Origin of the sequence: Haladaptatus sp. AB618 (assembly GCF_024136965.1) — an archaeon.
Lineage (GTDB): Archaea > Halobacteriota > Halobacteria > Halobacteriales > Haladaptataceae > Haladaptatus.
Window position 1 is genome coordinate 485,483 of sequence record NZ_JAMYJX010000001.1, and the last position, 25,698, is coordinate 511,180.

Here is a 25,698-nt window from a genome sequence, read left to right on the forward strand (position 1 = left end):
CGTGATAAGACCGTCGGAGTGTTTCGTATGAACTGTGTATCTTCTATTCACCGGGGGCAGAACCAGTGACACCGAGTACCGGCGTCATCTCTGGTATCCGCATCTCCCACGACCGGGCCAGCCTCGATGACGTGGCGGCCGCCTGCCACGACGACCAGCAGGACACCGTCGCCGCGCTCGCCGCGCAGTCCGAGGTATCGGAGGCGTTCGTGTTGCAGACGTGCAACCGGTTCGAGGCGTACGTCGTCACCGGCGCACCGTCGACGGGCCGAGCGGTGCTCGCCGATTTCGTTCCCGGAGTAAACGAGGTGGCCGTCGAGATGAGCCACGAGGAGAGCCTTCGACACCTCCTCCGCGTCGCCGCGGGGTTGGAATCGCTCGTCCTCGGCGAGGACCAGATCATCGGGCAGGTGCGCGACGCCTACACCTCGGCACAAACCATCGGTGCGGTCGGCCCGACGCTGGAGGAGGCGCTGACGAAGGCGCTCCACGTCGGCGAGCGCGCCCGGACCGAGACGGCGATCAACGAAGGGGTCGTCTCGGTCGGCAGTGCCGCCGTGGCGCTCGCAACCGACCAGTCGGGATTGGACGGCGCGACCGCTCTCGTCGTCGGCGCGGGCGAGATGGGGACCATCGCGGCCCACGCCTTCGCCGATTCGGATGTCGAGACGCTCATCGTCGCCAACCGCTCGATCGAACGCGCCGAAACCATCGCCGAAGCCGTGAACCTGACCGATACCCGCGCCGTCGGCTTGGACGCGCTTCCGGCCTGTCTGTCGTACGCGGACGTCGTCGTCACCGCGACCGGAAGCGACGGACACATCCTCGACACAACCCTGCTCGACGACTGTGGCGAGACCTTGGTCGTGGACATCGCCCAACCACGTGACGTGTCCCCGGCCGTCTCGGCACTCGACGGAATCACCGTCCACGATATGCAGGCGCTCGAATCCGTGACGGACGAGACCCGCGCGCGACGACGCGCCGCCGCCGAATCGGTCGAGGTAATGGTGGACCGTGAGTTCGAGAACTTGCTCGAACAGTACAAACGAAAGCGGGCCGACGAGGTCATCGCCGGGATGTACGAGGGTGCAGAACGGGTCAAGGAGCGCGAACTGCAGACCGCGCTCTCGCGCCTCGAAGCCAAGGGGTTGGACGAGGATCAACGAGCAATCGTGGAGTCGATGGCCGACGCGCTGATCTCACAAATGCTCGCACCCCCAACGAAAAGCCTCCGCGACGCCGCCGCGAACGACGACTGGACGACCATCAACACCGCGCTCCAACTGTTCGACCCCGAGTTCCGCGACGAAGCGCCCGCGTTCGTCACCGAACACCTCGAATCGACGGCCGACGACTGAGCTACCGAATTTTCACGACCGTTAGAAGGCGAACAGAGGATTCTCCCTCTCGAATCGGCAGGCGACACGACCGCCGAAAACGGCCGATGACACAACCGCTAATCACTGGCATCTCTCCGGAAAATCTCCGATTTTCCGGGCCGACGACTGAATGGAGTGGTTGACTCGCGGCGCGAGTCAACCATCGAAGTGAAGGAGGAGCGCTTTTGGTCCAGCTTTTACAGGGAGACAGCTAGCGGTCGCGCGCTACGGCACGCGACCGCTGACGTTCGACCGTCGTAAAAGGTGGGGCGAGAGGCTTTATTTACACCCCTGCCGTGAGGCGACGTATGGCAAGCTTGCTCTCGGATGACGAGGTGGAGAATCGAAAACCGAGCGACTGGGAGCGTGACGGTGACGAAATCGTTCGCACCTACGAGTTCGACGACTACTTGGACGGCGTCGCGTTCGCATCCGAAGTCGGGGAGGTCGCCGAGGAGGAGTTCCATCATCCCGAGATGATAATCGGCTACAAGGAAGTCGAGGTTCGGTTGACCAGCCACGAGGAGGGTGGAATTACGGATCAAGACATCGAGATGGCCGAGCGCTTCGACGACCTGCGCTGATGGACGCTCGCTACGTGTTCGCGGTTCGGTTCCGCCTCGAACCGGACGTTTCCGGAGTCTCGCTCGAACCCCAGGAGTTCGAAACGCGGCTCTTTCGTCGTGCCGACCCACCCGGTGAGGACGGGTGGCGGTTCTTCCGGGACAACCTCTGGCGGGGGGACGTCGGCGACGAACGCTACTTCAGGAAGCTGACGAGCGAGGCGCTCGGCGTCCCCGTGACGAACGTCGAGTACCGCGCCTTCGAAACCGACGAGGAGTACTATGATGCGTTGAAGGCGGAAATCGCGGCGGGTTTGGCGACGTTCAAGGCGGATTCGGTGTCGGAAGTGATATCGAAATACCTCGGGAGTTCGGTCGAAGTCGAACGCTAATCGACAGACCCTTTCCCGCGACGGACCGACCACCGACCATGAGCACGATTCGGGTCGTCTGGGGAACCGCGAGCGGACCGACGAAGATGTCGTCGTACGACGCTGCACTGGCCGAAGCCAACGTCCACAACTACAATCTCGTCTCGGTATCGTCGGTCATCCCCGCCGACACGCCGGTCGAAGCGGTCGGCACCGCGCCCGACCTCGGCCCCGCCGGAAACCGTCTGACCGTCGTGGAAGCGCGGGCGACGCGCCCGGGGCCGGGTCACGTCTCCGCCGGACTCGGATGGAGCGAAAGCGACGGCGCAGGACTGTTCTACGAGGCGTCCGGCGACACCGACGCGACGGAAATCGAGGAACGGGTCCGCGCCGGATTGGAAGCGGGCCGTGCCCTGCGCGACTGGGAGTTCTCCGACGAGACGACGAAGGTCGTCACCGCGGACGCCGAATCGGGGACGTACGTCACTGCCGTCGTTCTCGCGGTGTACGGACGGAGCGAGCCGATTTGTTAGTTTCCGGGGGCGACGGGTTTATACCGTGCTCTAACTTATCAGAGGGTAGTTGACCGCATGAATGGAAATACTCCCTACGCTGGCATTCCCGACGTGACGCAGGCCGGACAGCGCGCGTCCGTGGATGTCGAAGAACTCACTCCAAAACAGCGCCGCCTTCTGCGGGACAGCGTCTCCGATATCGCCACTTTGACCCGCAAATATCTCCCCGAAGAGTACATCATCGGCTCGCAGGTGACGAACAGCATGACCGGGCCGCAGGCGTCGGTGTCGGTGCAACCGCCGGTCGGTCACATCGTCAGCGCCGGGTTCGAACCGGAACGAGACGAACTCGACGATGAGGAACTCATCGGCGAGGAAGAACGCGACGAAGTCGCTCGCGGCCTCGCGGCCAGTGCCGCGTTGCAAGTGAAACAGGCCATCGAGGACCAAGTCACACCGACCGCCCGCTAGGCGGCCGGTTGAACATCGCGTCGCCGAGCACGAGCGCCGACACGATACCTGCAGCAGTTATTCCTGCGTGAGACGGTACCGGAAGGAGGACTTCAGCGACCACTCCGACGAGCAACACGGCCGGTAAGGCGAACAGAACGATGTCGTAGTACGAAATCGACCAGCGAGCGATACGACTCTGGAACTTGTCCTGTATACTCACTATGCATCCCTCCGGGAGGATGTATTACTGCCGAAAACTAAAACGTAACTCTTTGGCCGAAATCGACCGCGTTGAATCCTTACTTGCCCCAGAACGGGTCGCGCTTTCGTTGCTTGTCGAGGTACATCTGCAACGCTTCGAGTTCGTCGGCCGGGATGTCGTCCGAGAGTTCCTGTTCCAAAATCTTGGCGTGTTTTTCGGGGAGGTCGATCCACAACTCGTCGCCCTCGTCTATCTGCCTGCCGACGGTCGGTCCGTCGATGGCGATGCTGACTCGGCTTCCGGCGCGCGCCTCGTCCACGTCCTCGCCCTGTTCTTGGATGCCTTTGATGCTACCGACGCGTTTCGGCTCGTTGGCTTCGAACTTGGCGACGAAGGAGTTGTTCCGCACGGTTCCCGACATGACTTCCACGCCGACGACGGCGGGGTCGTTCTGTCTGAAGACGTGGTCTTCGAGGATACGGAAGCGGGCCGGGCGGGTGATGTTGTCGAGGACGGTCTGTTGTTGGGCACGCTCCATCTCGTCCACGTACTCCTCGTACTCCTCGATGAGTTGGTAGATCACGTCGCTGTCGAACATCCGAACGTCCCGCTGGTCGGCCTCGTCGGCGGCTTCGGCGAGCGTGTCCACGTTGAACGCCAGGATCGTCCGGTGTTTCGGCTCGTCGGCGGTCGTCGCAAAGCGAATGTCTCGCGGGGCGACGTCGCCGACTTCCGCACGCATGACAGGAATCTCTTGCTCTTCGAGCGTGCTCACGATGGCCTCGAGGCTTCCGAGGGTATCGGCTTTCACCGTGATCCCTTCCTCTTGGGTTGTGACTTCGACCTCGGCCAATTCGGCTTGCACCTCGGCGATGACGTCGTCGATCTCACGGTCACGGACGACCCTGACCGGTGCCCCGGCCATCGCGTCGTCGAGGTCGGGTGCGGCGATCTTCACCCCTGATGCCGCCGCGATGGAATCGACCTTCTCGAATCGGTCCTCGGTTCGGATTTCGGCGAGCGGTCGCGGCTTCAACAGGGCACGGACGTCCGTCACGATGGGTTCGTTCTTCCCGCCGACGACGATGGTTTCGTCGGCGCGGATAATACCGTCGTACAAAACCACGTCGATGGTGGTCCCGAACCCTTTCTCTTCCTTGACTTCGAGGACGGTTCCGGCACCCGGTCCGGTCACGTCGATTTCCATGTCCTCGCGCATGTAGCGCTGGGCCAGCCCCATCAACACCGTGAGTACGTCCGGGACGCCCTCGCCCGTTTCCGCACTGACGGGGACGACGCCGATGTTGTTCTGGAAGTTTTGCACGCGCCAGTAGAGGTCGGCCGAAAATCCCGCGTCGCTGAGTTCGCCGATCAGTTCGTAGAGGCTTCCGTCGAGGGTCGAGCGCGCACGGTCGCTTTGGGCCTCGTACGTTTGCTGCACTGGCGCATCGGCTTGGGGGTTCCACCCCGGCGTCGTGTCGATCTTGTTCGCCGCGACGACGAACGGCGTCTGTGACTGTTTGAGGATGTTGATGGCCTCCTCGGTCTGTGGCTGAAAGCCGTCGTTGACGTCCACGACGAGGATGGCGATGTCCGCGAGCGCGCCGCCGCGCGACCGAAGGGTCGTGAACGAGTGGTGTCCCGGGGTGTCGATGAACAGTAGCCCCGGCAGGTCGAAGTCGTCCGGGTTGACCAGTTTCCCGGCGACTTTCGACACCACGTCGAGTGGCACGGCCGTCGCGCCGATGTGTTGTGTAATCGCTCCCGCCTCACCCTCAATGACCGTCGAGCCTCGAATCTTGTCGAGCAGGCTGGTCTTGCCGTGGTCGACGTGACCGAGGACTGCGACGATGGGAGTCCTGAGGGATTGAGTTTCCGTTTCGTGTGTATCTGTGTCCGACATACCTACCACCCGGGAGAAGTTCTTATCACAGAACAGCCCCGCACGGCATTTAACTCCATCGCCACGCCTGTGTGGCCTTCGAACTCCATTCATCCGAATTCGTCGGGAGGCAAGTCCTCCCCGTGGAGTTTATGTAGTAGCGCTCGGTAATCACCTCGTATGCCGAGCATACTCGCTGAAAACCTCTCGGGGAAGGCCGTCATGGGTTCTGACGGTACGGAACTGGGAATGCTCTACAACATCACCATGAACCTGAAGACGGGGGGGGCTGTCGAGTCTCGTCGTCGAACCCGACGAACAGCTCGACACCGACACCGTGAACCTCGATATGAACGAGGATGGTCATTTCGAACTGCCCGTAAACCGAGTGCAGGCGGTCAAAGATTACATCGTCGTTCAGCGGTAAATGTACATCCTAGATTCCTCAGCGTTTATCAACGAGTACCACACCACCCAACAGACCGCGTCAATTCCGATGGTTCAGGAGGAACTGGAGGGGGAACACGCCTTCCGGTTCGACGCGATGGAGGGTTCGGGAATGCACATTCACATCCCGAGAGACGACGCCGTCGAGAAAGTCCGGCGCGCGGCGGACCACACGGGCGACTTGAACGTGCTCTCGGACACGGACATCCGGCTCATCGCGTCCGCGTTCGAACTCGACGGAACGCTCGTCACCGACGACTACGCGATGCAGAACGTCTCCGACCGACTCGACGTTTCCGTCGAAGTCATCGCGCAGGACGGCATCGAGGAACAACGAAACTGGTCGTTCCAATGTGCGGGCTGTGGTCGGGAGTTCGACGAGAAGAAAGAGCGCTGTCCGATCTGTGGCAGCCCTCTCACGCGGAAAAACCCGAACTGACCCGTTAGCTCGTGAACTGGAGGTATATCGTGGCGAAAGCGATGGCGTCGAACGTGCCGTGAACGAGCGCAGACGCGGTGAGGTTCTCCGTTTTGAGATACACCGTCCCGAGCACGAGCGAGAGGAGGAATATCGTGGCGAGTGTCCCTCCCAGTTGTGCAGGCGTCGACCCCGAACTGTACACGAAGACGTGTGCGAGCGCGAAGATACCGCTCGCGACGACGACGGCACCGTAGCCGGAAAACGTATCGTACAGCGACTTTTGAATGATGTTCCGGTACAACAGTTCCTCACACGGCCCGATGATGAGCCACGAGAGCGGGATGAAAAGGAGGAGTATCTCCGGATTCCCGCTTTTCGCCGTCTGCTCGACGCTGTGACTCGCCTCTTGGACACCGAACAGCGACAGGAGCGCGGAGCTGAGATACGTCAGTAGCAATATCGCCACGATCCCCGCGAGGGCGTAGCCGATATCACGCCTACTCGGAACCTCGAAATCGACGTAATCGAGTCCACGCTTGGCGATGACGGCCAGCGCAATCGTCCCGGTTCCGAGTCCGAGCGAAACGATGCTCAGCGCGGATTGTACCATCACGCCGACGCTTGTTCCCCCTGCCAGGGCGACTAGCACGGTCGCCCAGAGGGAGATAGCGAAGAGACCAAGCGCCCCGAGGGCACCGCTTCGGAGCACCGCTTGCACCATCCGAGCGTGTGAGGGGTGGTTCGAGGACTCGCCCGAACTCGTCGCGGTACCGTCTTCCATGCGAAAAACTAGGAGTTGGGTCGTAAATGTGCTCCGACCGCTATGCGTTTCGACGGACGAGACCGATTCCGACGAGCGCGAACAGCGCGATCACGATTCCGAATCCCGGCTGACCGTCGCTCGCCGTCCGTTCGTTCGCCATCGTTTCGGTCACGGAATCCGTGTCGGTGGTGTCGTTTATCGCTCGGTCGGTCGGCGTGGTGCTCGACGTGGTCGATGCCATCGTCGCGTCCGTCCGTGTCGTCGCCGTCGTCGCGGTCGTCGTGGCTGTCGTGTTCCCCGTGGTTGTCGAACCGGTGGTCGATTTCTCCGGTCGCTGGAGGACCCCGTCGGCAGTCGCCAGCACGTCGATTTCCGTCGAGTTGTTCCGTGGTAAACCGACGGAGACGCCGAACTCCGTGCCGGGTTCGTATTCGCTGAAGTTGAACGAGGCGTTGAAGCTGCCGTTCGGTTGCACGGTCACCGAATCGGACATGAAGAACTGCTTCGTGGCGTGGACTTGCACTTCGAGATTCGTCCCGGGATCGAGCGTGGTGTTCCCGCGGACCGTCTGATTGGACGCAGCGTCGAGGGAGATCGACTCCCCTTCGTGCCGGATCGAAACGGAACTGTTGTTTGCCGGTGTTTTGTCGTGGGTAAACGGCGTACTCCCCACCGAATCGGGGGCGTACCGTCCGTGGGCCGTCGTCACACCCGTGACGAGCGAGAGAGTGAGAAATGCCACGAGTGTCATACAGAGTGATTTTCGTCTGTTCATACTGGAACGCGCCGTTTAGGGGACGACGCAGTTGATATCGAATGAAAATCCGTGGTCCGGTATATGCTTTGTGAACGCGTGAGTTATTCGACAACCAATCTTGATTTCTCGGCTACCGCTTCCGCCTCCTCGAACTCACCGCCACCGAGAAGGCCGCGGGCGGCGCGCTTGCCCCATTCGACGGCGGGTTGGTTGAAGGTCTCGACGCTGTACAGTTCGCCCGCGAGGACACACGCCGCTTCCAAGCAGTAACAGAGTTCGCCGAGTCCGTACTCGTCGACGCGGTCGATTTCCAGACGGACGTTCGGTTGCCCGGACGCCGCGAGACTCGCCTCGGTCGCCTCGAACTCGGCCGACAGGAGCGTTCCGAGGCTGCTCCCGCCCAGATATTCGAGACCGGGGAGGTCGGTCTCGGGAATCGAACGGTCCTCCCGTTCCGTCGGGCGGACGAACGTCACCATCTTGTCCGAGGGTCCGGCCCGGTACAGTTGGAGTTGTGAGTGCTGGTCGGTCGCACCGAGAGCACGCACCGGCGTCTGTCCCACGCCGTCCTTCCCCAGACTTTCGGCCCACAGTTGGGCGAACCATTCCGCGTACGTCTCCAGTGATTCGGCGTAGGGCATCATCGCGTTGATCCCCGCGCCGCGTTCGTCCAGCGCGTAGGTGATGGCCCCGTAGGCGTACGCTGGCGACTCGAACAGCGACCCTGACAGTCGGTCAGCCTCGGCCTGCGCGCCGTCGAGGACCGCCTCGATGTCGTGGCCCTGGATCGCGGCACACGCCAATCCGACCGTCGAGAGCATCGAAAATCGACCCGGGACGCCGTCGGGAACGTCGAGCGCGGGCAGGTCGTGACGGTCGGCGAGGTCGCGGAGGTTCCCCTCCGCGCCCGTCGTGACGAACGTCTGCTCGGTCCAATCCACGCCCGCCGACTCCATCGCGTCGCGGACGACGAGGAAGTTCGCCAGCGTCTCCGCCGTCGTTCCGGAACGCGAGACGACGTTGACCGCGGTGTCGGCGAGCGAAATCCGGTCGAGCAGGGATGCGACGTGTTCGGGGTCCACGTTGTCGAGGAAGTAGGCGTCCACGTCCGACTCCAGTCCGTGCGCGAGCGTCGCCGCGCCGAGCGCGCTGCCGCCGATGCCGACCGTCAGCACCGTCTCGACGTCGGCGAACGGTTCGACTGCGGTCCGAATCTCCTCCGGGTTCGTCGTCTCCGGAAGGTTCAGGGCCGCGTAGCCGTGTTCGTCGTTCGCTCGTCCTGTTTCGATTCGCTCGTGGGCGTCCGCGACGCGGTCGTCCAATCGGGACAATGTGTCGCGCGAGACGCCGGGCGAGGCGACGCTGTCGAGAGCGTTGCCGAGATCAACTCGCATACGAAATTACCCACCGTCGGACGTAAAAAAGACACCTCCTTCGAGGCGGGAAAAATAATTCTCGAATGGCAGGTCGATTTTCCGTCGAGATGAAATCCGACAACCGTCGTCGTTTCTCGGACGGACACGACCGCCGGAATCAGCAATTGAGACAACCGCAAGAGAACAGCAACCGACGCAAACAACGGGAATCGGCAACCGACACGAGCGACAAGTATCAGCGATTGACGCAACCGCGGAGACCAGTATCATCTCCGGAAAATCGGAGATTTTCCGGGCCGACGACTCCCTCGAAGGAACGATGGGGACTCGCGAAGCGAGTCCCCGAGTGACTGAGGGGGTGAGGAGCGCTTTTGGTCCAGATTTTTATCGAGGGTCGCGGAGCGACCCTCGCAATAAAAAGGTGGGTTCTTAGTAGGCGTACCGCAGGTTCGGGACCGTCGTGTCGTCACCGGCTTCCATCTTTTCGAGCGCGTCTTCGAAGTCGGCCATGGTCACTTCGGTCCGCTCGTCGCGGATGGCGACCATGCCGGATTCGGTGGTCAGGCTCTCTATCTCCGCACCGCTGAAGCCGTCGGTTTCCTCGGACAGGCGGTCGAAGTCCACGTCGTCGGCGAGGTTCATGCGCTGGGTGTGGATTTCGAGGATACGGCGACGGCCCTCCGCGTCCGGGTTGGGCACTTCGATGAGGCGGTCGAAGCGACCGGGGCGGAGGATGGCGCTGTCGAGCATGTCGAAGCGGTTGGTCGCCGCGATGATGCGGATGTTGCCACGGTCCTCGAAGCCGTCCATCTCCGAGAGCAGTTGCATCATCGTCCGCTGGACTTCGGCGTCGCCCGACGTCTTCGAGTCGGTGCGCCGCGAGGCAACGGCGTCGATTTCGTCGATGAAGATGACGGCGGGTTCGCGTTCGGCCGCGAGCGAGAACAGGTCGCGGACGAGTTTCGCACCCTCGCCGATGAACTTCTGGACGAGTTCCGACCCGGCCATCTTGATGAACGTGGCGTCGGTTTCGTTGGCGACCGCTTTCGCCAGCATCGTCTTCCCGGTTCCCGGTGGGCCGTGGAGGAGGACGCCGCTCGGCGGTTCGATACCGGCCTCCTCGAACTGTTCCGGGTTGACGAGCGGTTCCTCGACCGCCTCCCGAACTTCCCGAATCTGGTCGCCGATGCCACCGATGTCCTCGTAGGTGACGCTCGGCGACGCGTCGACTTCCATCGCCTGTGCACGGGCATCCTTTTCGGTGTCCAACACCCGTTGGATGGTGAACGAATCGTTGACCGCGACGCGGTCCCCTGCCTCGATGTCGGACCGCATCTGGACCGCCACCTCGGTCAGCACTTCCTGGTTGTTGCCGTGTTGTTTGATGATGATGCCGTCGTCGGTAACATCCTCGACGGTCGCGACGTACAGCGAAGTCGTTTTCAGCATCTCGTTTTCGCGCTGTAGTTTGTCGACCTCTTCGGAGAGGTTGTCGTGTCGCTCCGCGGCCGCATCGACGCGCTCACGCAGTTTGTCGTTGACTTTGGTGATATCCGTAAAATGATCTTGAAGCGCCGACAGGCGCTCATCGTCGGACATGTCCGGGTCCAGTTCAAGCGTCGGACGGTCGGGAACGGATGGACTACGTGACATTTGTTGTTCGTCCGTAAGGCGCCACATTAAAAGTGCCTTTGGGTCGCGGGGTATCCACAAAGTTGGTATAGCTGCATCTATCGGCGCGGATTGCCGGGAAATTCCACGCAAAAAAAGCGCTGACGAGTGGGAAAAACGACGCGCGTTAGAGCAGTTCTTCCATCTCGTCCAGTCGCTCACCGTACACGTCCAGCGCGCGCTGAATGGGTTCGGGCGAACTCATATCGACGCCCGCACCCTGGAGCAGTTCGAGCGGGTACTCGCGCGACCCGTTACGCAGGAAGTCGAGATACCGTTCCGCGGCGGGTTCGCCTTCCTCCAAAATCTTGTCAGCCAGCGCGACGGCGGCGCTGATCCCCGTGCTGTACTGATAGACGTAGTAGGCACGATAGAAGTGCGGGATACGCATCCATTCGCGCTCGATTCGGTCGTCGACGACGGCGGGTTCGTAGAACTCGCGCTTCAGGTCGCCGTACACCCCGTCGATCCTGTCGGGCGTGAGCGCCTCGTCGTTTTCCGCGAGTTGGTGTACTTGATGTTCGAAATCGGCGAACAGCGTCTGTCGGTAGAGCGTCGAACGGAATCGTTCCAGATACTCGTTCAGGATGTGTCGGCGGAGGTCGGGGTCTTCGACCGTTTCGAGGAGGTGGTGGGTCAACAGCGCTTCGTTGACCGTGCTGGCGACTTCGGCGACGAAGATTTCGTACCCGCTGTACGCGTAGGGTTGTTCCTCGCTCGTCAACTGCGAGTGAAGGGAGTGACCGAGTTCGTGTGCCAGCGTGTACATCGAGGAGATGTCGTCCTGATAGTTCATCAGGATGAACGGCTGGGTGTCGTAGGTTCCACCGCTGTAGGCACCCGCCCGCTTGTCCTTCGTCTCGTACACGTCGATCCACTGCGATTCGATCCCCTCGGCGACACGCGACTGATAGTCGTCTCCGAGCACTCCCACTGCGTCCACGACGTACTCGATCGCTTGGTCGTAATCGAGGTCCGGGCTTTCCGTGTCCGTCATCGGCATGTACACGTCCCACATCTGCAGTTCGTCCACGCCGAGACTCTCGCGTTTGAGTTCCACGTGCTTGTGGAGTTTGTCGAGGTTGTCACGGACGGTATCGAGGAGGTTGTCGTACACCTCGACGGGAACGTTCGGGCCGTCCAACGCGGCCTCGCGTGCGGTGTCGTAGTTCCGGGCACGGGCGTACTTCACGTCGGATTTGACGCTGTTTTTGTACGCCGCACCGACCGAGTTTCGAACGTCGCTCCACTCGTCGAAGTAGTTCTCGTAGACGGTCTGACGGAACTCGCGGTCCTGATTTTTGAGGAGGTTGGTGAAGTTGCTCTGGGTGATTTCGACCGACTCCCCGTCGGGGTTTTCGACCGTCGGGAACGTCATGTCGGCGTTCGAAAGCATGCTGTAAATCTCGTTCGGGGCGCCGGTGACTTCGCCGAACTCCGCGAGCAGGTTCTCGATCTCGGCCGAGCGGGTGTGCTCTTTCATCCGGATCGTGTCGTCCAACGCGTGTTCGTACTCCTCGAGTCCGTCCGTTTCCGCGATCATCCGGTCGAGTTCCTCGCGGTCGAGCGACTGAATCTCCGGTTCGATGAAACTCGTCGCGCTTCCCGCACGGGACGCGAGCGACTGGGCACGCGAGGCGAGCGCTTGGTACTCCTGGTTGGACGTGTCCTCGTCGCTTCGCATCCGAGCGTAGGAAGCGACCATCGACACTTCGCGTCCGAGTTCGTCGGTGAGTCGAAGTACCGTGAGGAGCGTCTCGCCGTCCTCGGTGACCTGTCCCTCGTACTCTTCGAGTTCGTTTAGCCGCTCCTCCACGTCCTCGTATGCGTCCTCCCACTCGTCGTCGGTCGCGTAGATACTCTCCAGATCCCACTTGTATTGGGCGTCGATATCGCTCCGTTCGGGAACAGAACTCATACCACGACCTACGACTAGCCCCGCCGTAAACGTTGATATTCCGGAATGAGGGGATTTCCGCTGAAACGAGGTTTTTAACCGATGACGACGCAGTGGCTGTATGACCGACGAGACGGCACGCGCGCTCGGCGAAATGTGGCAGGACGACTATCCGTGGACTTTCCTGACGAAACTGACCGAACTCGAAAACAGGATGGGTGGCCATCCCGGTGAGGAACGAGCGGCGGAACTAGTCGTGGAGGCGTTCGAACGTGCCGGGGCACGAAACGCACATACCGAGGCGTTCGACATGAACTGTTGGACCCGCGGGTCGGCCGAACTCGCCGTCACCGACCCGATCGAACGGTCGTTCGAAACCATCGCGCTCCCGTACTCGCTGGCGGGTGACGTGCAGGGAGAACTGGTAGACGTCGGTCATGGTATGCCCGAGGAGATAGACGCGGTCGACGTGGCCGGAAAGATCGCCGTTGCCAGCACGACGACGCCCGACGGAAGCCGGTTCATCCATCGAATGGAGAAGTTCGGACACGCCGCCGCCGCGGGTGCGGAGGCGTTCATCTTCCACAACCACGTTCCGGGACAACTTCCGCCGACCGGTTCGCTCACGTTCGGGGACGAAGCCGCGCTTCCCGCCGTCGGCGTCAGCAAGGAAACCGGCGCGTGGTTGACCGAGTACGCCGAAACGGGCGCGACCGCGAGGCTGGTCGTCGACGCGACGACCGAACCGGGAACCAGTCACAACGCCGTGGCGGAACTCGGTCCCGAGACCGACGAGGAGGTCGTCGTCGTCGCCCACTTGGATTCACACGACATCGCGGAGGGAGCACTCGACAATGGCTGTGGCATCACCACCGTCGTCGCGGCGGCCCACGTGCTCGCGAAGATGGACCTCGACACGCGCGTCCGGGTCGTGGGCGTCGGCTGTGAGGAAATCGGGCTACTGGGCGCACAGGCGTTGGTCGAGTCGCTCGATACGGAGCGGACGAAAGCCGTCGTGAACGTCGACGGTGCCGGGCGGTTCCGTGACATGCTGGCGTACATGCACGGCTCCGAGACGATGCGTTCGGTGATCGAAACCGTCTCCGATGACGCGAACCAACCGATCTCGATTCAGGAGGGCGTGCATCCGTTCAGCGACCACTGGCCGTTCCTGAAGGCAGGCGTTCCGGCGCTCCAACTCCACAGTGAAGCCGACGTCAGCGCACCCGGCCTTCGGGGACGCGGGTGGGGTCACACTCACGCCGACACGCGGGACAAGGTCGACGACCGCAACCTCCGCGAACACGCCATGCTGGCGGCGTTGTTGATCCGGGAGGTCGCATCGCGCGGCGAGATTCCGCGTCCGGTGCCGGACGAAATCGTGGAAAACCTCCGTGAACAGGAGTACGAGGAGGGAATGCGAGCGGCGGGTATCTGGCCCGACGGCTGGAACTAGGCTCGGTTCGTGATTTCCGCCCGAACGATCTCTTCGACGAGTATTGCAAGCCCGCGAACGATGAGATACACGCCACCGACGAGCGACGCGAGCGCGAGGAGGGCGAAGACGAGGGTTCCGAGGAATCCGAACGCTCCCATCACGAACACGCCGAGCGTTCGTCCCAAAAACATCGCCAACAGCCCCAGCACGATATTTACCGTTACTTCCCACAGCAATCCATCATTGACCATACCGAAAAGAAAAGGGAGTTCGGTATATATATCTACTCGATAGTTCGACAGATGTCCCGTGCCACACGGCTCCTCGTCCGCCGTTCCACTCGGAGGTCGCCGAACACGTCGTGGAGGCTTTTCGTCGCCGCGCCGTCCACCGCGAATTCGAGATCGTAGCCCACGTCCGCGAGGTAGAGCGGATGGGCGGGTGCGCACGGAACGCCTTCCTTCCCGTCGAGCGGTTCCGACGCGAGCACGCGGTCTATCTTCGCCATCTCCTCCTCGCCGGTCGCGATGGCGTGAATCAGCGAGACGACACGCCGGACGAGGTTTCTGGCGAAGCCGCCGGCGCGAAGCGTGAAGACGAGGTAGTCGTCGTCCTGGAGCACGTCGATATCGAGGTCGCGGACGGTTCCCTCGGTGTCCGGGGTCAAGTTGTGAAAGTCGTGTTCGCCCGAGAGCCGTCTCGATGCGTCCTTTGCCAGCCCGAGGTTGGCTCGTGGCGCATGTGAATGATAGACGTACTCCCGGTAGTAGGCGTCGTGAGTCGCGTGAAACGCCGGATCGACGTCCGTGCTGGCCCAGACGCGAATCTCGCCCGGGAGTTCGCTGTTGAACGCCGACGGGGAGAGCCACTCTGGGCACTCGAAGGCGACCGTCTGTGCGAGGGCGGACACGCCCGCGTCGGTTCTTCCGGCGGCGGCGTACCCCTCCGGTACGTTGTCCGCGACGCCGAGGGCACACAGGGAATCGAACAGGGTATCCTCGACGGTCGGGACGTCCGGCTGTCGCTGGAATCCGTAAAACGGGCTACCGTCGTAGGCGACTCGAAAGGCGCGCATCGACAGTCGGTACACGAGCCGAGCCTTTAGTTCGTCGGTTGTTACCGCCTCTGCGGAGGTTCGCTGGGAAATCGTACCGGAAAACAGGGCCGTTGTTCGAATCGAGTATCCTCGGAGTATATTCGAAATCCGGGGTTAACGTTCCCCGGTGAATCCCGTAACGTAGGTCTGTTCGTGGGCAGGGAACACGTCGGCGATGGTCTCGTCCCCGTGTCCATCGGCGAGGAGCGTTCGAAGCTCGGCCTCGTAGTCGGCCTTCCGAATCTCGTCGCTCGGCCCGGACTCCACGTCGAGCGTCGCCGCGACGAGACGGTCGACGGCACCCCGGCCGAATCCGGAGAGCGGAACGATGTAGTCGATACCGTGGCGGTCTTCGAGGCTCTGGGCCTGTGCACGCGAGACGGTCGGCACGCGGTCGTCACGGCGCGTGCCGTCGGCAATCGCGTCGAACCCCATCGCCGCGACGGCTTCCAACGCGTGAAGATGGACGTGTTGGATGCCGTTTCGCGGGTAGCCGTCATCGACCATCCGCTCGACGGCTTCGTCCGCGACCTCCCGGTCAAGTTCGACCGCCTCGAAGTCGAAACCGGTCGCCTCGGCGGTGTCACGGGCGTATTGCCAATCGTCCGTGACGCCGAAGTGAGCCGTTACGAGGGTGATGTCGTAGAAGTCGTCCAGTATGAGTGCGGCAAGGGTCGAATCCTTGCCACCGCTGTAGAGGAGTCCGAGCTCCATCTCAGCGGCGCTTGATGTTGAAGCTCGTCTTCTCGGGCTTCAGTTCGCGTAGCAACTCCTTCATCTTCGCGTCGTCTATTTTTCCGTTGATACGGCCGCTCTGTGCGATCGCCAGTATCTGTTGTTCGACCTGTTCCGCGAACTGCGGTTTGCTCATGCGAACCGAGTTCAACCGCTTTCGCGCGCCGTCGGTCAAGTACTGTCGAAGCAACGCCTGTTTCTGGGCGTTCGCCTGTTGTTGTGCCTGTTGCTGGGATTCTTCCTGTTGTTGTTGGTCCTGTAGCTCTTCCATCCGCTGCTTTCGAAGCTCTTCCAATCGTTCGTCGTCGGGATTTCCACTCATCTCTTATCGGTTGTTTACCCCGCACGACCAAAAACAATTACGGACGTTTTCTCTCGGACACCGTGATGTGGAGTCGAATACCCACGACTGGACGAGGGAAGATGAAAAACGGAAAAACGGACGTATTCAGGCGTAGCGTTCGAGTTCCGGTCGGTCGAGGTCGGAGAGGACTTCCCCGGCGGTGTCGTCGAGAAGGCTTCGACCGTCAGCCGTGATTTCGCGGCCACGGTGTTCATTGGACTGGATGAGGTCTTCCTCTTCGAGTTGTTGGAGGATGGTTCGGATGACCTTCTTGCTGCCGTCCGATCGGTGGCTCGGGGCGACGGCGTAGCGGTTCGAGCCGTCCTTGCTGCCGCCGTATTCGGTCGAGAGGCGCTCGACACCGATGGGGCCGTTCATGGCGACCTTGCGAAGGAGGCTTCCGGCGCGGATGTACCAGAAGTTCTCCTGTTCCGGAGGCAGTTCGCGTTGGGAACCCGTCTTCGTGAATTCTGCCCAGTCCGGTCGGTCGAATCGTTCTTCGAGGTCGTCGGCGAGCGCGTCGATAAGCGCATCCGCCGGAACGTCGTAGAGCGTCGTCATAGGACAGATTTCCTTGCGACGGCGTTTAAAGCCATCGTTACGGAGTAGGGACCTACCGTCAGTCGCTCCTGATGCTGCCGGTCTTCGCGTTGTCGGCTTCCAACATCGCCGTCGTCGAACCGCCGATGAGAACCGGAAGGAAGTACGTCGCCCCGCGGTGAATCAGCGCTGCCGCGCTCGCCGTCGTCGCTGAGACCCCGGCGATGGGGACGAGGAGGATAACCAGCACGGCGTCGACTCCGCCGAGACCACCGGGAAGTGGGGTGATACTGGCCATACTTCCGAGGGGGATTACGAACAGAACGGCCGCGAACGGAACGGTGTATCCGAGCGCGTAAAACGACAGCCAGAGTGACACCGCCGAGAGAAACCATCCGAACGCCGAGAAAAACATCGAAAGCGCGAGGCCACGACGGTTCCCTGCGACGCGTTCGATAGCGTCGAAAAACCCTCGAAGGCGGTGAACTACCGCCGCTTTGCTCGTCGGCGTGAGCCGCGGCACGAACCGGGCCAAGGCACCGACGACCCTCACGACGATGTCGGCAATCTTCATCTCGACTTGGTTACGGTTCCGCCATCCGAAGATTGCGACGATAGGGACGGCGATGGCGACTGCGACGAGAGTGAGCGCAACCATCACGAGGGCGTGTCCGAGCGTGAGCACTGTCGCGTAGTAGGCCACACCGACGAGCGCGAAAGAGATGGACGGGACGAAGTTGATGGAGTCCACGCTGGCGATAGCGCCGAGACTCGACTCGTAATCGGCGTTCGTCGTCCGCGAGATGAGCAGCGCGGCGAACGGTTCGCCGCCCGCTTGCCCGAACGGAGTGACGTTGTTGGCGAACGTCGCACCGGCGTAGAGCGAAAACGCGCGCAGCACGGAGATACGAATCCCGAGAACCCGGAGGACGGTACGGAGCGACATCGACCACGAGAAAAGCCACGCTAGGGCGACGACGGCGACGGCGATGACGATTCGTCCATCGGCCATCGTGAGCGACGTCATAATCTCGTTGATACCAGCGAGTGAAAAGATGACGAGCAGAACGGCAATCGCCGCTACGAAGCCGACGATTATCGTTCGCATGTCACCCAAGTCGAGACGCATCACGTTCCTAATCTCGCGGGGGTGGCTTGAAGCCAACGAAGACCGTTCGGCTTTTTCCCCCGCCGCGAGCAAACCACGTGTATGGACGAACGCGCCGCGCTCCGGCTACTTGCGGGCGAGCTCCCCGACGCGGGAGATGACGCCGCCGTCATCGACGGACACGTGCTGACTACGGACATGCTCCACGAGACGACGGACTTCCCGCGTGGAACGACCCGATATACCGCTGGCTGGCGAGCAGTCGGCGCGTCCCTCTCCGATGTCGCGGCGATGGGCGCAAGCGCTGTCGCTGGCGTCGCCGTCTACGCGGCTCCCGAATTCGAACCGGCGGAACTGGAATCCTTCGTCGAGGGTGCGAGCGACGTCTGCAAGTCCGTCGGCGCGCGGTACGTCGGCGGCGACTTGGACACGTTCGAGGAGTTCACCACGTCCACGACGGTCCTCGGTCGAACTGACGACCCCGTTTTGCGTTCGGGAGCGACCCGAGGCGACCTGCTCTGTGTCACCGGAACGCTCGGCCGAAGCGGAGCGGCCCTTCGACTGTTCGAAGCGGGTGACGTGGAACGAGCGAACGATCTGTTTCGGTTCCAGCCACGGGTCGAGGATGGACGGGCACTCGCCCCGTTTGCGACCGCGATGATGGATTCGAGCGACGGCCTCGCGCGGTCGGTCCATCAACTCGCCGAAGCCAGTGGCTGTGGTTTCGAACTCGACGGCGAATCGGTTCCCGTCGCCGAAAGCGTTCGGGAGGTTGCGGCGGATGAGGGGGACGAACGTGATTTGAGCTTCTTCTTCGGCGAGGATTTCGAACTCGTGTTCACCGTTCCCGAATCGCGGTTGGCTGACGCACGGACGGCCGCGCCGACGACGATTTCGGTCGTCGGCGAAGTCACTGACGGGGGCGACGGTTCGGAGCCGAAAATCACGATCGATGGTGAACCGTTACCCGACCGCGGGTACACGCACGGGCGGACGGACGGAGAGTAGAGCGTCCTCGGCTCAAGGGATGATTTTGATGGGCGTCGGCGTGAAACAGAGGATGCCGAGCACGAACGTGAGCAACCCGAGTATCTTCCGGCGAGTGTCGAGGTCGCCGTCGTCGATGGGCGTCGCGGGACCCACGTACGCGAAGAACATCGAGAGGAATCCCCAGATGACCCAGAGAACGGTGGCGTTGCTCACGTCGAGGACGTAGAAGACGTACGCGGCGAGACCGAACAGGACTGCCGGAACGAGCGCGGCGATGCTCTCCTGGCGTTCGCCGATCATCGCGCGGACGATGTGCCCGCCGTCGAGTTGCCCGACCGGAATGAGGTTGAGGAACGTGACGAACATGCCGACCCAGCCGCCGATGACGACGGGGTTGACGGATTTCGCGGGGTTATCGAACGTGAGCGGTTGACCCATCACCCAGGCGATTCCCTTGAGTAGCGGCGGATAGCCGAACTGAATTTCCACGAGGTTCGCGCTGTTCATCACCGACTGCGGGACTGTAACTGGATCGAGCGTCAGACCGACGGCGGTGACGATGACCGTCGCGACGAGTCCGGCGAGCGGCCCCGAGACACCGATGTCGAACAGGGCTTCCCGGTCCGGCATCTGCCCTTTCATCCGGATGACCGCCCCCATGGTCCCGATGAGGGTCGGCATCGGGATGAAGTACGGAAGCGTCGCGTCCACGCCGTGGTAGCGGCTCATCACGTAGTGGCCGAGTTCGTGCGTTCCCAGTACACCCATCACGGCAAACGCGAACGGCCACGCGGTCAGGACGGCCTTCACGGGTTGTGAAAAGGGGTGAACGTGATACCACGAGGCACCCGCAATGAGCGTCGAGAGGACGGTGGCGACGAAGAGAACGACGTTCTTCCACGGGATTCCGTCCGGACCGAGATGAATCGGTTCGGCGACCAGCACGTACTCCCCCATTCGCGTCGAAAGCGAGACTTCGTACCCCTGCTCGCGGAAAAGCGGCCATAACGTCTGCATCAGACGCTCTTGAGCGACGAGTGGCTCTCCATAGTAAACTAACTGCTCGCCATCAGTTCGGACATCGTACACCCGAAATACCGAGTGCAACCGTTCCAGCGATGGTCCTGCGTTTGGCGGCTCCCTTGAAGCCATTCGTCCACACTACGGAACGAATCGCTATAAACCCCTAGACGACCGCACCCGACTGCAGGATAGCGATCAGAACGGTCAGAACGGGGACACTGAGTAACGTGCTGACAAAAATTGCGGTGCTCACGTACTCCGGCCCGGAGATTCCGCTCGCCCCTCGATTGTACTCGATAGTGAGGATGAGCGGCGTCACGGCGGCAGGCATCGCGCACTCGAGGACGAACACGCGTGCGACGGTGACGTCCTGAAACCCGAGCAGGAAGACGATACCGACGGCGAGCGCCGGAGCGACGACCAGTTTCAGGGCGTTCGATACCCCGACACGCGCGATGGCCGCCCCCGAATCCGTGTTCGCCAACTGGATGCCGAGCATGAGCAACATGATGGGGATGGCGGCGTTACCGGTCAGGTTCAGCGTGCTCATCACCGCGGAGTCGGTCGGCGGAACGAGACCCAGAAACCGGACCAACCCGGCCGCGAGAACCGCGTACACGAGCGGCAGTTTGAACACCTCGCGGAGCGCGGCGAGGCTCGACGTTTCGTCACCGCGCGAGGCGACGTAGACGCCGAGCGTGTAGGTGAGCACCGATTGCATCGCGATGTAGAGGATGGCGGTGCTCCGTCCGACATCGTGAAACGCGAACTGTGAGAGGGGGATTCCGTAGTTTCCGGCGTTGGGAAACGCGCTCGTCAGAACCAGTGCACCGAGGACGGGTTCGGTCTCGCCGAGTGCGCGGCCGACGAGTTCCGCCACGACGACCATCCCGACCGTGAAGACGAGGACGCCGACGCCGAGCGTTGCGACCGTCCCCCCGTCGAGCGACGATGTCGTGAGACTGTAGAAGACCAACGCGGGGTTCAACACGTAAATCGTGACGGTACCCAAGGCGCTAACTTCGATATCACGAACGGTTCCGAGGAGAAAGCCGACGGCCGCAACCGCGAGAACGGGCAAAATCGCATTCGTCAACGCTGAGAGGAGTGACACTGGTCGAACGAAAACAGTCCGAGACTACAAAAGCGTCGAAGGAGGAAAAGGGGGGAGGGGAAGCGTGTGGCAGATCCGCGGGACAGCTGCGGAATCCCAGGGGGACCGGGGCTTCGGTGGCTGCTGGGGATCGAGTTTCGGTTCGGGGATTCAGGGATGGGGTGTGACAGTCGTGGTTTGGTGGTGGGAGGGGTGGTGGTTCGAGTCGGGGTCGTCAGGGGTTGCTTGGGTGTTGGGGGTGGGTGTTCGGGGTTGTCAGGGGTTGCTTGGGGTCGGAGGTGGGTGACTCGGGCGCGGGGACTTCAGGAGCACACGGGGGACGTGAGCCGAAGTTACGCACGAGCGATACGCCACGTCGTCGCACTCGTGTACGACCACTTCTCGACTTCGAGTTCGGAGCAGTCGGTCAGTTTCACCATCAGCGCGCCTATCTCCTTCGCGGAGAGGCCGACTTCGTCGGCGATGAACTTGCTCTTGAAGTAGAGCTCGCCATCGCTCGCTTTCTCGCACAGGTACTGCTTGAGGCGGGCTTCTTTGGATTCCGGTTCAGGGCTTTCGGTGGCGGCTTGTGTAGCGCTCATGTGCTGACTCCAGTTTCTCCATAGACCGGGGATATGTTATAAAGGAAGGAAGCTTAGGGTAATTTCGGGAATCTTCAGGTGAATTGAACACGAAGTGTCGTGAACACGGGTAAAAACGACATTTTATAAATCCTTTAGAATCGGTTTAATAGTTTACAAACACCTCTCGTCTTTTATTCCGCAGCAATACGTAAACAACCCAACTCGCCCAAAATAGCCAGATTATCGACTAATCTCGTCCCGTTATCGGTCGTGAACCCAGAACTGCTCGTCGAGCGTCACCTCTTTTTTGAAGATCGGTACCTCCGCTTTCAGACGGTCGATACCGTCTTCGACGGTTCGGAACGCCTCTCCGCGGTGACCCGCCAGCACGACGACGAAGACGATGTCCTCGCCGTAGTCGATTCGGCCGGTTCGGTGGTGCATGAGGACACTGAAAACACCTTCACGCGCTTCGAGGTCGGAACGAATCGCGTCCAGTTTCTCCTGGGCGACACCGTCGTACATCTCGAAGTCGAGGAATTCGGTCGGCGAATCGTCGTCCGAGTCCTTCGCCCTGACGCGGCCGGTAAACGTGGCAATCGCGCCCGACCGTTCGGCTTCGGGGTCGCGTTTCACCCGCGCGACCAACGATTCGAGCGTCTCGTGTGGTTCGGTCGCTTCGAGCGCAGTCACGACCTCCTCGACGTCGAGCGCATCGGGACTCGCCGCTCGCGTGAGAACCTCACCGGAGCAGTCCGCGTCACCGAGAACGATCCGTGGGATGTCGACATCCGGAAATCCGACCACGACGGCGTACTCGTGGTCCGGAGCGAGTCGGTCGATAACCTCGGTAACTGACGTATTTTGTCCGCGTGCGCGCCAGCCGTCGCCGAGTTCGAACGCCGTTTCAGCGGCAGCATCGAACGAGTCCGCCGAACCGGACGGGGCGGGAGCGTCCGACGCGTCCGGCTCACGACGAACGGTTCCAACCGTGCCCGATTCCCCGAACCGATCGGTGAGTCGGTCGGCGACGGTCTCCGCACCCTCGCCGGCGACACCCACTACGTACATGGACGTATTGCAGGGGGCGAGGCGCTTTTAGCCTTCGGTCGGAAGTTGAGAACGCTTAAGGCCGCGTCCGGGTAAGTCGGCTGTAGTATGAAGGTGGTCGTTTCTATCGGCGGTAGTGTGCTCGCTCCTGATCTGGAATCCCAGCGAGTGCGCGGACACGCCGAAGTCATAGAATCGCTCGCAACGGAGGGATGTGAAATCGGTGCGGTCGTCGGCGGCGGCGGTGTCGCCCGCGACTACATCGGTACCGCACGGAACCTCGGCGCGAACGAAATCGAACTGGACGATATCGGTATCGACGTGACGCGACTGAACGCCCGGCTGCTCATCGCAGCGCTCGGCGAACGCGCCGCCCCGAGCCCGGCGGAAACGTACGAAGAAGCGGGAACCGCGATGCATCGCGGCGACATCGCCGTCATGGGTGGCGTGATGCCCGGCCAGACGACGGACGCCGTGAGCGCGGCACTGGCCGAGTACACCAACGCCGACCTGCTCGTCTATGCGACGAGCGTGAACGGCGTGTACAGCGATGATCCCAACGAAGTGGAAGACGCGACGAAGTACGACGAACTCTCGGCGAGCGAACTCGTGGACATCGTCACCGACCTCGAAATGACGGCGGGTAGCTCCGCACCCGTGGACTTCGTGGCCGCGAAACTCATCGGACGCTCGGGCGTCAGAACCATCGTCCTCGACGGAACGGAACCGCAACGCATCGCGGACGCCGTCCTCGACGGGAAACACACTGGAACCGACATCATTCCCGAGGGCGCGGACGACGAGATGACCTACTGGGTACAAGAATGAGCGCGGGAACGACACCGATAGACGAGCGGGACGAATCGGCGTCGGAAAACCACCACGCATTCTGGGCCGACGAAGTCGCCGACCGAATCGAGGCGCGGGACCCCGACGACCCCATCGTCATCAAGGGCGGAATATCGCCGTCCGGCGTTCCGCACCTCGGCAACGTCAACGAGATTATGCGCGGCTACTTCGTTGCCGAAGTCCTCCGCGACAGGGGTCACGAGGTTCGACAGGTCTTCACCGCGGACGACCGCGACCCGCTTCGAAAGCTCCCCCGAAAACTGGCCGATTTGGACGGCAACATCGTGGAACTGGGTGATGTGAACGCGGGGGCACTCGGACGGAACCTCGGCAAACCGTACACCGACATCCCGGACCCGTTCGACTGCTGTGACTCCTACGGGGAGCACTTCTCGAACCTCATCCAGCAGAGCGCGGACCTGTTGGACGTTCCAATCGACGTGGTGTCGAACACCGAGATGTACAAATCCGGCGAACTGGAGGACGTGACCCGCGAACTTCTCGAAAATTCGGAGAGAGCCCGTGATGTGCTCGCGGAGTATCAGGACAAGGTGGACGGCGAATACATCCCGTTCAACCCCATCTGTGAGGAGTGTGGAAAGGTGACCGAGACGGTCACCGATTTCGACGTCGATGCCGGAACTGTCGAATACGTCTGCACGGACCTGAAGGCGGGCGACAACGTCATCGACGGTTGTGGTCACGAAGGGACGGCGACCCTCCGCGAGGGGAAACTCCCGTGGCGCTTCGAGTGGCCCGCCCAGTGGAAGACGCTCGGCGTGGACTTCGAACCGTTCGGCAAGGACCACGCCGAAGGGTCGTGGCCGAGCGGTGAGGACATCGCCCGGAACGTGATGGAGTTCGAACCGCCGGTGCCGATGACCTACGAGTGGTTCACGCTCAACGGCAAGCCGTTTTCCTCCTCCGAGGGGAACATCGTGCTCGTCGCGGAAGTGCTGGAACTGCTCGAACCCGAGGTGTTGCGCTACTTCTTCACCAAGGACCCGAGCAAGGCGCGGGACTTCGACCTCGACCGTCTCGACCTGCTCGTGGACGAGTTCGACCGCTTCGAACGGATCTACTTCGGCGAGGAGGACGCCGACGAACGCGAGCGGACGCTCGCCGAACGGGTGTACCCGATGGTCGTCGCCGAACCGCGGCAGGAACGGATTCGGATTCCGTACACCTTCGCCGCCATCTTGGGTATGACGGACGACCCCGAACTCCGCGAGGAGATCGCGCGGCGCGAAGGGCACATCTCCGATGACGCGCCCGACTGGGCAGTCGAAGATGCGCTCGCACGCGTCGAACGCGCACAGGCGTGGGCGCGACGTACGGGGAACGAGTACGATTACGACCTGAAACGGACCGAGATGCCGGACGTGGATATCGACGCCGAAACGGACGCCGCGCTCGCTGAACTCGCCGACTTCATCGAGGAGGGCCACGACGGCGAGGAAGTGCAGGGCGAGATCTACGAAACGGCGAAACGCCACGATATCGACATCGGCGATTTCTTCAGCACCGGATACGGGTTGTTCTTCGGCGAGGAGCAGGGACCGAAACTCGGCCCTTTCCTCTCGAACTTGGACGAGGAGTTCGTACTCTGCCGTTTGCGGCGGGAAGGGTAAACGCCAACAGAGTTAAGTTGATTGGCAAGTAGTTCCCAACTGCGTCCTTCTAGCAAGGACATAACAAAGTACTTCCCAGTAGTACGGAAGGATGTACAGTCGGAATGGCGACTAATCACGTCAACGACTAAACCGATATATTACCATGGCCCTGATAGAACTAAATCTAGAGAAGCCAGCGTTGAAGCGAACCGAACTCGTCAAAGAATCCGAAGTCGAGACGACCGAGGAACCGGAGACGGAGACGGAAACGGAAGTGTCCGAAGCGGAAATCGAGGAGACGGAAGTCGAGGAGACGAAGGGACGCGGAAAAGCGCGAACCTTCGTCCGTCGTGCAGCAGTCCTCGGCGGTACCGCCGCCGGACTCGCCGCCGCCCGCAAACTCCAGCAGAAGCGGGCCGGCAAGGGAGACGACGTCGAGGACTTCGAGGAAGACTGGCAGACTGCGGAATAAGTTCCGTAGTTACCGACTTCGCCCGACGTTTCGCACTTTTTTCACGTCCGTTCCCAAACGCCTT

Annotated in this window: 28 protein-coding genes and 1 pseudogene; 12 read left to right on the plus strand and 17 right to left on the minus strand. The window is 61.8% G+C overall.

The features are described 5' to 3' along the window. The first annotated feature begins 65 nt into the window (after positions 1–65). From hemA to NKF26_RS02535, 5 genes are all read left to right on the plus strand, one after another. Entirely contained in the window at positions 66–1,361 is a 1,296-nt protein-coding gene (hemA, locus tag NKF26_RS02515; RefSeq protein ID WP_253225147.1) for a glutamyl-tRNA reductase, read from the plus strand. A 329-nt stretch (positions 1,362–1,690) separates the two neighbouring features. Continuing rightward, positions 1,691–1,966 (plus strand): 4a-hydroxytetrahydrobiopterin dehydratase, encoded by a 276-nt coding sequence (locus NKF26_RS02520; protein WP_253225148.1) that lies wholly within the window; start codon positions 1,691–1,693, stop codon positions 1,964–1,966. Beyond that, positions 1,966–2,337, plus strand: a complete 372-nt coding sequence (lwrS, locus tag NKF26_RS02525) for an LWR-salt protein (protein ID WP_253225149.1) — start codon at positions 1,966–1,968, stop codon at positions 2,335–2,337. The genes NKF26_RS02520 and lwrS overlap by 1 nt, the downstream gene beginning before the upstream one ends. Before the next feature lie 38 nt (positions 2,338–2,375). Beyond that, positions 2,376–2,849 carry a pyruvoyl-dependent arginine decarboxylase gene (locus NKF26_RS02530; RefSeq protein ID WP_253225150.1) on the plus strand — a complete coding sequence of 158 codons (474 nt, stop codon included), beginning with the start codon at positions 2,376–2,378 and terminating at the stop codon, positions 2,847–2,849. 57 nt (positions 2,850–2,906) lie between these two features. Then, entirely contained in the window at positions 2,907–3,302 is a 396-nt protein-coding gene (locus NKF26_RS02535) for a DUF5811 family protein (protein ID WP_066140809.1), read from the plus strand. Here NKF26_RS02535 and NKF26_RS02540 read toward each other — a convergent pair. Continuing rightward, entirely contained in the window at positions 3,283–3,504 is a 222-nt protein-coding gene (locus NKF26_RS02540) for a hypothetical protein (protein ID WP_253225151.1), read from the minus strand. The two genes, NKF26_RS02535 and NKF26_RS02540, sit on opposite strands and share 20 nt — an antisense overlap. A gap of 79 nt (positions 3,505–3,583) precedes the next feature. Continuing rightward, the gene (gene infB / locus NKF26_RS02545) at positions 3,584–5,389 is read right to left on the minus strand and encodes a translation initiation factor IF-2 (RefSeq protein WP_253225152.1); all 1,806 of its coding nucleotides are present in this window, start codon (positions 5,387–5,389) and stop codon (positions 3,584–3,586) included. A gap of 159 nt (positions 5,390–5,548) precedes the next feature. Between infB and NKF26_RS02550 the strand changes: the two are divergent. Both NKF26_RS02550 and NKF26_RS02555 read left to right on the plus strand, forming a co-directional pair. Then, positions 5,549–5,795 (plus strand): annotated as a pseudogene (locus tag NKF26_RS02550) (PRC-barrel domain-containing protein). Continuing rightward, a complete protein-coding gene (locus NKF26_RS02555) occupies positions 5,796–6,254 on the plus strand; it encodes an NOB1 family endonuclease (protein WP_253225153.1) in 459 nt (152 codons plus the stop codon). It abuts the pseudogene before it with no gap. A gap of 4 nt (positions 6,255–6,258) precedes the next feature. Here NKF26_RS02555 and NKF26_RS02560 read toward each other — a convergent pair whose 3' ends face one another. The 5 genes from NKF26_RS02560 to pepF form a co-directional block, all read right to left on the minus strand. Next, on the minus strand, positions 6,259–7,017 hold the full coding sequence (locus NKF26_RS02560) for a CPBP family intramembrane glutamic endopeptidase (RefSeq protein WP_253225154.1): 759 nt from the start codon (positions 7,015–7,017) through the stop codon (positions 6,259–6,261). Between the two features lie 40 nt (positions 7,018–7,057). Then, positions 7,058–7,750: a BGTF surface domain-containing protein gene (locus NKF26_RS02565; RefSeq protein WP_253233961.1), complete on the minus strand. Its 693-nt coding sequence runs from the start codon at positions 7,748–7,750 to the stop codon at positions 7,058–7,060. A 107-nt stretch (positions 7,751–7,857) separates the two neighbouring features. After that, a complete protein-coding gene (locus NKF26_RS02570; RefSeq protein WP_253225156.1) occupies positions 7,858–9,150 on the minus strand; it encodes a glucose-6-phosphate isomerase in 1,293 nt (430 codons plus the stop codon). Positions 9,151–9,561: 411 nt separating this feature from the next. Continuing rightward, entirely contained in the window at positions 9,562–10,785 is a 1,224-nt protein-coding gene (locus tag NKF26_RS02575) for a proteasome-activating nucleotidase (RefSeq protein WP_253225157.1), read from the minus strand. 145 nt (positions 10,786–10,930) lie between these two features. Then, a complete protein-coding gene (gene pepF / locus NKF26_RS02580; protein WP_253225158.1) occupies positions 10,931–12,721 on the minus strand; it encodes an oligoendopeptidase F in 1,791 nt (596 codons plus the stop codon). A gap of 100 nt (positions 12,722–12,821) precedes the next feature. Here pepF and NKF26_RS02585 point away from each other — a divergent pair, with 100 nt between their 5' ends. Next, the gene (locus NKF26_RS02585) at positions 12,822–14,156 is read left to right on the plus strand and encodes a M28 family peptidase (RefSeq protein ID WP_253225159.1); all 1,335 of its coding nucleotides are present in this window, start codon (positions 12,822–12,824) and stop codon (positions 14,154–14,156) included. Here NKF26_RS02585 and NKF26_RS02590 read toward each other — a convergent pair. The 6 genes from NKF26_RS02590 to NKF26_RS02615 all read right to left on the minus strand — a co-directional run bounded on the left by NKF26_RS02590 (position 14,153) and on the right by NKF26_RS02615 (position 17,981). After that, on the minus strand, positions 14,153–14,389 hold the full coding sequence (locus tag NKF26_RS02590; RefSeq protein ID WP_253233962.1) for a hypothetical protein: 237 nt from the start codon (positions 14,387–14,389) through the stop codon (positions 14,153–14,155). The two genes, NKF26_RS02585 and NKF26_RS02590, sit on opposite strands and share 4 nt — an antisense overlap. Positions 14,390–14,421: 32 nt before the next feature. After that, positions 14,422–15,213, minus strand: a complete 792-nt coding sequence (gene truA / locus NKF26_RS02595) for a tRNA pseudouridine(38-40) synthase TruA (RefSeq protein ID WP_253225161.1) — start codon at positions 15,211–15,213, stop codon at positions 14,422–14,424. Positions 15,214–15,348: 135 nt separating this feature from the next. Beyond that, positions 15,349–15,948 carry an asparagine synthase-related protein gene (locus NKF26_RS02600; RefSeq protein WP_253225162.1) on the minus strand — a complete coding sequence of 200 codons (600 nt, stop codon included), beginning with the start codon at positions 15,946–15,948 and terminating at the stop codon, positions 15,349–15,351. 1 nt (position 15,949) lies between these two features. After that, positions 15,950–16,291: a DNA-binding protein gene (locus tag NKF26_RS02605; RefSeq protein WP_253225163.1), complete on the minus strand. Its 342-nt coding sequence runs from the start codon at positions 16,289–16,291 to the stop codon at positions 15,950–15,952. Positions 16,292–16,417: 126 nt separating this feature from the next. Then, complete coding sequence (locus tag NKF26_RS02610) at positions 16,418–16,873, minus strand: 30S ribosomal protein S19e (protein ID WP_253225164.1); 456 nt, start codon at positions 16,871–16,873, stop codon at positions 16,418–16,420. A 58-nt stretch (positions 16,874–16,931) separates the two neighbouring features. Then, complete coding sequence (locus tag NKF26_RS02615; RefSeq protein WP_253233963.1) at positions 16,932–17,981, minus strand: lysylphosphatidylglycerol synthase transmembrane domain-containing protein; 1,050 nt, start codon at positions 17,979–17,981, stop codon at positions 16,932–16,934. Positions 17,982–18,062: 81 nt separating this feature from the next. Here NKF26_RS02615 and thiL point away from each other — a divergent pair, with 81 nt between their 5' ends. Continuing rightward, the gene (gene thiL, locus NKF26_RS02620; protein WP_253225166.1) at positions 18,063–18,968 is read left to right on the plus strand and encodes a thiamine-phosphate kinase; all 906 of its coding nucleotides are present in this window, start codon (positions 18,063–18,065) and stop codon (positions 18,966–18,968) included. A gap of 12 nt (positions 18,969–18,980) precedes the next feature. Here thiL and NKF26_RS02625 read toward each other — a convergent pair whose 3' ends face one another. The 4 genes from NKF26_RS02625 to NKF26_RS02640 all read right to left on the minus strand — a co-directional run bounded on the left by NKF26_RS02625 (position 18,981) and on the right by NKF26_RS02640 (position 22,721). Beyond that, positions 18,981–20,102 (minus strand): site-2 protease family protein, encoded by a 1,122-nt coding sequence (locus NKF26_RS02625; protein ID WP_253225167.1) that lies wholly within the window; start codon positions 20,100–20,102, stop codon positions 18,981–18,983. A 34-nt stretch (positions 20,103–20,136) separates the two neighbouring features. After that, positions 20,137–21,087, minus strand: coding sequence for an AEC family transporter (locus tag NKF26_RS02630; RefSeq protein WP_253225168.1), 951 nt, complete (start codon positions 21,085–21,087; stop codon positions 20,137–20,139). A 332-nt stretch (positions 21,088–21,419) separates the two neighbouring features. Next, positions 21,420–21,668: a hypothetical protein gene (locus NKF26_RS02635; protein WP_066140859.1), complete on the minus strand. Its 249-nt coding sequence runs from the start codon at positions 21,666–21,668 to the stop codon at positions 21,420–21,422. A 243-nt stretch (positions 21,669–21,911) separates the two neighbouring features. Next, complete coding sequence (locus NKF26_RS02640) at positions 21,912–22,721, minus strand: molybdopterin synthase (protein ID WP_253225169.1); 810 nt, start codon at positions 22,719–22,721, stop codon at positions 21,912–21,914. 87 nt (positions 22,722–22,808) lie between these two features. On the opposite strand from NKF26_RS02640, the gene pyrH reads away from it, so the two are divergent. From pyrH to NKF26_RS02655, 3 genes are all read left to right on the plus strand, one after another. Then, on the plus strand, positions 22,809–23,528 hold the full coding sequence (pyrH, locus tag NKF26_RS02645; RefSeq protein ID WP_066140864.1) for a UMP kinase: 720 nt from the start codon (positions 22,809–22,811) through the stop codon (positions 23,526–23,528). Then, a complete protein-coding gene (gene lysS, locus NKF26_RS02650) occupies positions 23,525–25,180 on the plus strand; it encodes a lysine--tRNA ligase (protein WP_253225170.1) in 1,656 nt (551 codons plus the stop codon). The genes pyrH and lysS overlap by 4 nt, the downstream gene beginning before the upstream one ends. A gap of 145 nt (positions 25,181–25,325) precedes the next feature. Further along, a complete protein-coding gene (locus tag NKF26_RS02655) occupies positions 25,326–25,634 on the plus strand; it encodes a hypothetical protein (protein ID WP_253225171.1) in 309 nt (102 codons plus the stop codon). Positions 25,635–25,698: the final 64 nt, after the last annotated feature.

Bases quoted from the DNA above. Each gene is read 5' to 3' on its own strand.
- NKF26_RS02585 (WP_253225159.1), top strand. From the start codon at position 12,822: ATGACCGACGAGACGGCACGCGCGCTCGGCGAAATGTGGCAGGACGAC.
- NKF26_RS02625 (WP_253225167.1), bottom strand. From the start codon at position 20,102: ATGGCTTCAAGGGAGCCGCCAAACGCAGGACCATCGCTGGAACGGTTG.
- lysS (WP_253225170.1), top strand. From the start codon at position 23,525: ATGAGCGCGGGAACGACACCGATAGACGAGCGGGACGAATCGGCGTCG.
- NKF26_RS02655 (WP_253225171.1), top strand. From the start codon at position 25,326: ATGGCCCTGATAGAACTAAATCTAGAGAAGCCAGCGTTGAAGCGAACC.
- infB (WP_253225152.1), bottom strand. From the start codon at position 5,389: ATGTCGGACACAGATACACACGAAACGGAAACTCAATCCCTCAGGACT.
- NKF26_RS02570 (WP_253225156.1), bottom strand. From the start codon at position 9,150: ATGCGAGTTGATCTCGGCAACGCTCTCGACAGCGTCGCCTCGCCCGGC.
- thiL (WP_253225166.1), top strand. From the start codon at position 18,063: ATGGACGAACGCGCCGCGCTCCGGCTACTTGCGGGCGAGCTCCCCGAC.
- NKF26_RS02640 (WP_253225169.1), bottom strand. From the start codon at position 22,721: ATGTACGTAGTGGGTGTCGCCGGCGAGGGTGCGGAGACCGTCGCCGAC.
- NKF26_RS02590 (WP_253233962.1), bottom strand. From the start codon at position 14,389: ATGGTCAATGATGGATTGCTGTGGGAAGTAACGGTAAATATCGTGCTG.
- NKF26_RS02535 (WP_066140809.1), top strand. From the start codon at position 2,907: ATGAATGGAAATACTCCCTACGCTGGCATTCCCGACGTGACGCAGGCC.
- pepF (WP_253225158.1), bottom strand. From the start codon at position 12,721: ATGAGTTCTGTTCCCGAACGGAGCGATATCGACGCCCAATACAAGTGG.
- NKF26_RS02565 (WP_253233961.1), bottom strand. From the start codon at position 7,750: ATGACACTCGTGGCATTTCTCACTCTCTCGCTCGTCACGGGTGTGACG.
- NKF26_RS02615 (WP_253233963.1), bottom strand. From the start codon at position 17,981: ATGCGTCTCGACTTGGGTGACATGCGAACGATAATCGTCGGCTTCGTA.
- NKF26_RS02635 (WP_066140859.1), bottom strand. From the start codon at position 21,668: ATGAGCGCTACACAAGCCGCCACCGAAAGCCCTGAACCGGAATCCAAA.
- NKF26_RS02600 (WP_253225162.1), bottom strand. From the start codon at position 15,948: ATGGAGCTCGGACTCCTCTACAGCGGTGGCAAGGATTCGACCCTTGCC.
- NKF26_RS02605 (WP_253225163.1), bottom strand. From the start codon at position 16,291: ATGAGTGGAAATCCCGACGACGAACGATTGGAAGAGCTTCGAAAGCAG.
- NKF26_RS02560 (WP_253225154.1), bottom strand. From the start codon at position 7,017: ATGGAAGACGGTACCGCGACGAGTTCGGGCGAGTCCTCGAACCACCCC.
- lwrS (WP_253225149.1), top strand. From the start codon at position 1,966: ATGGACGCTCGCTACGTGTTCGCGGTTCGGTTCCGCCTCGAACCGGAC.
- NKF26_RS02555 (WP_253225153.1), top strand. From the start codon at position 5,796: ATGTACATCCTAGATTCCTCAGCGTTTATCAACGAGTACCACACCACC.
- NKF26_RS02610 (WP_253225164.1), bottom strand. From the start codon at position 16,873: ATGACGACGCTCTACGACGTTCCGGCGGATGCGCTTATCGACGCGCTC.
- NKF26_RS02520 (WP_253225148.1), top strand. From the start codon at position 1,691: ATGGCAAGCTTGCTCTCGGATGACGAGGTGGAGAATCGAAAACCGAGC.
- NKF26_RS02530 (WP_253225150.1), top strand. From the start codon at position 2,376: ATGAGCACGATTCGGGTCGTCTGGGGAACCGCGAGCGGACCGACGAAG.
- truA (WP_253225161.1), bottom strand. From the start codon at position 15,213: ATGCGCGCCTTTCGAGTCGCCTACGACGGTAGCCCGTTTTACGGATTC.
- pyrH (WP_066140864.1), top strand. From the start codon at position 22,809: ATGAAGGTGGTCGTTTCTATCGGCGGTAGTGTGCTCGCTCCTGATCTG.
- NKF26_RS02575 (WP_253225157.1), bottom strand. From the start codon at position 10,785: ATGTCACGTAGTCCATCCGTTCCCGACCGTCCGACGCTTGAACTGGAC.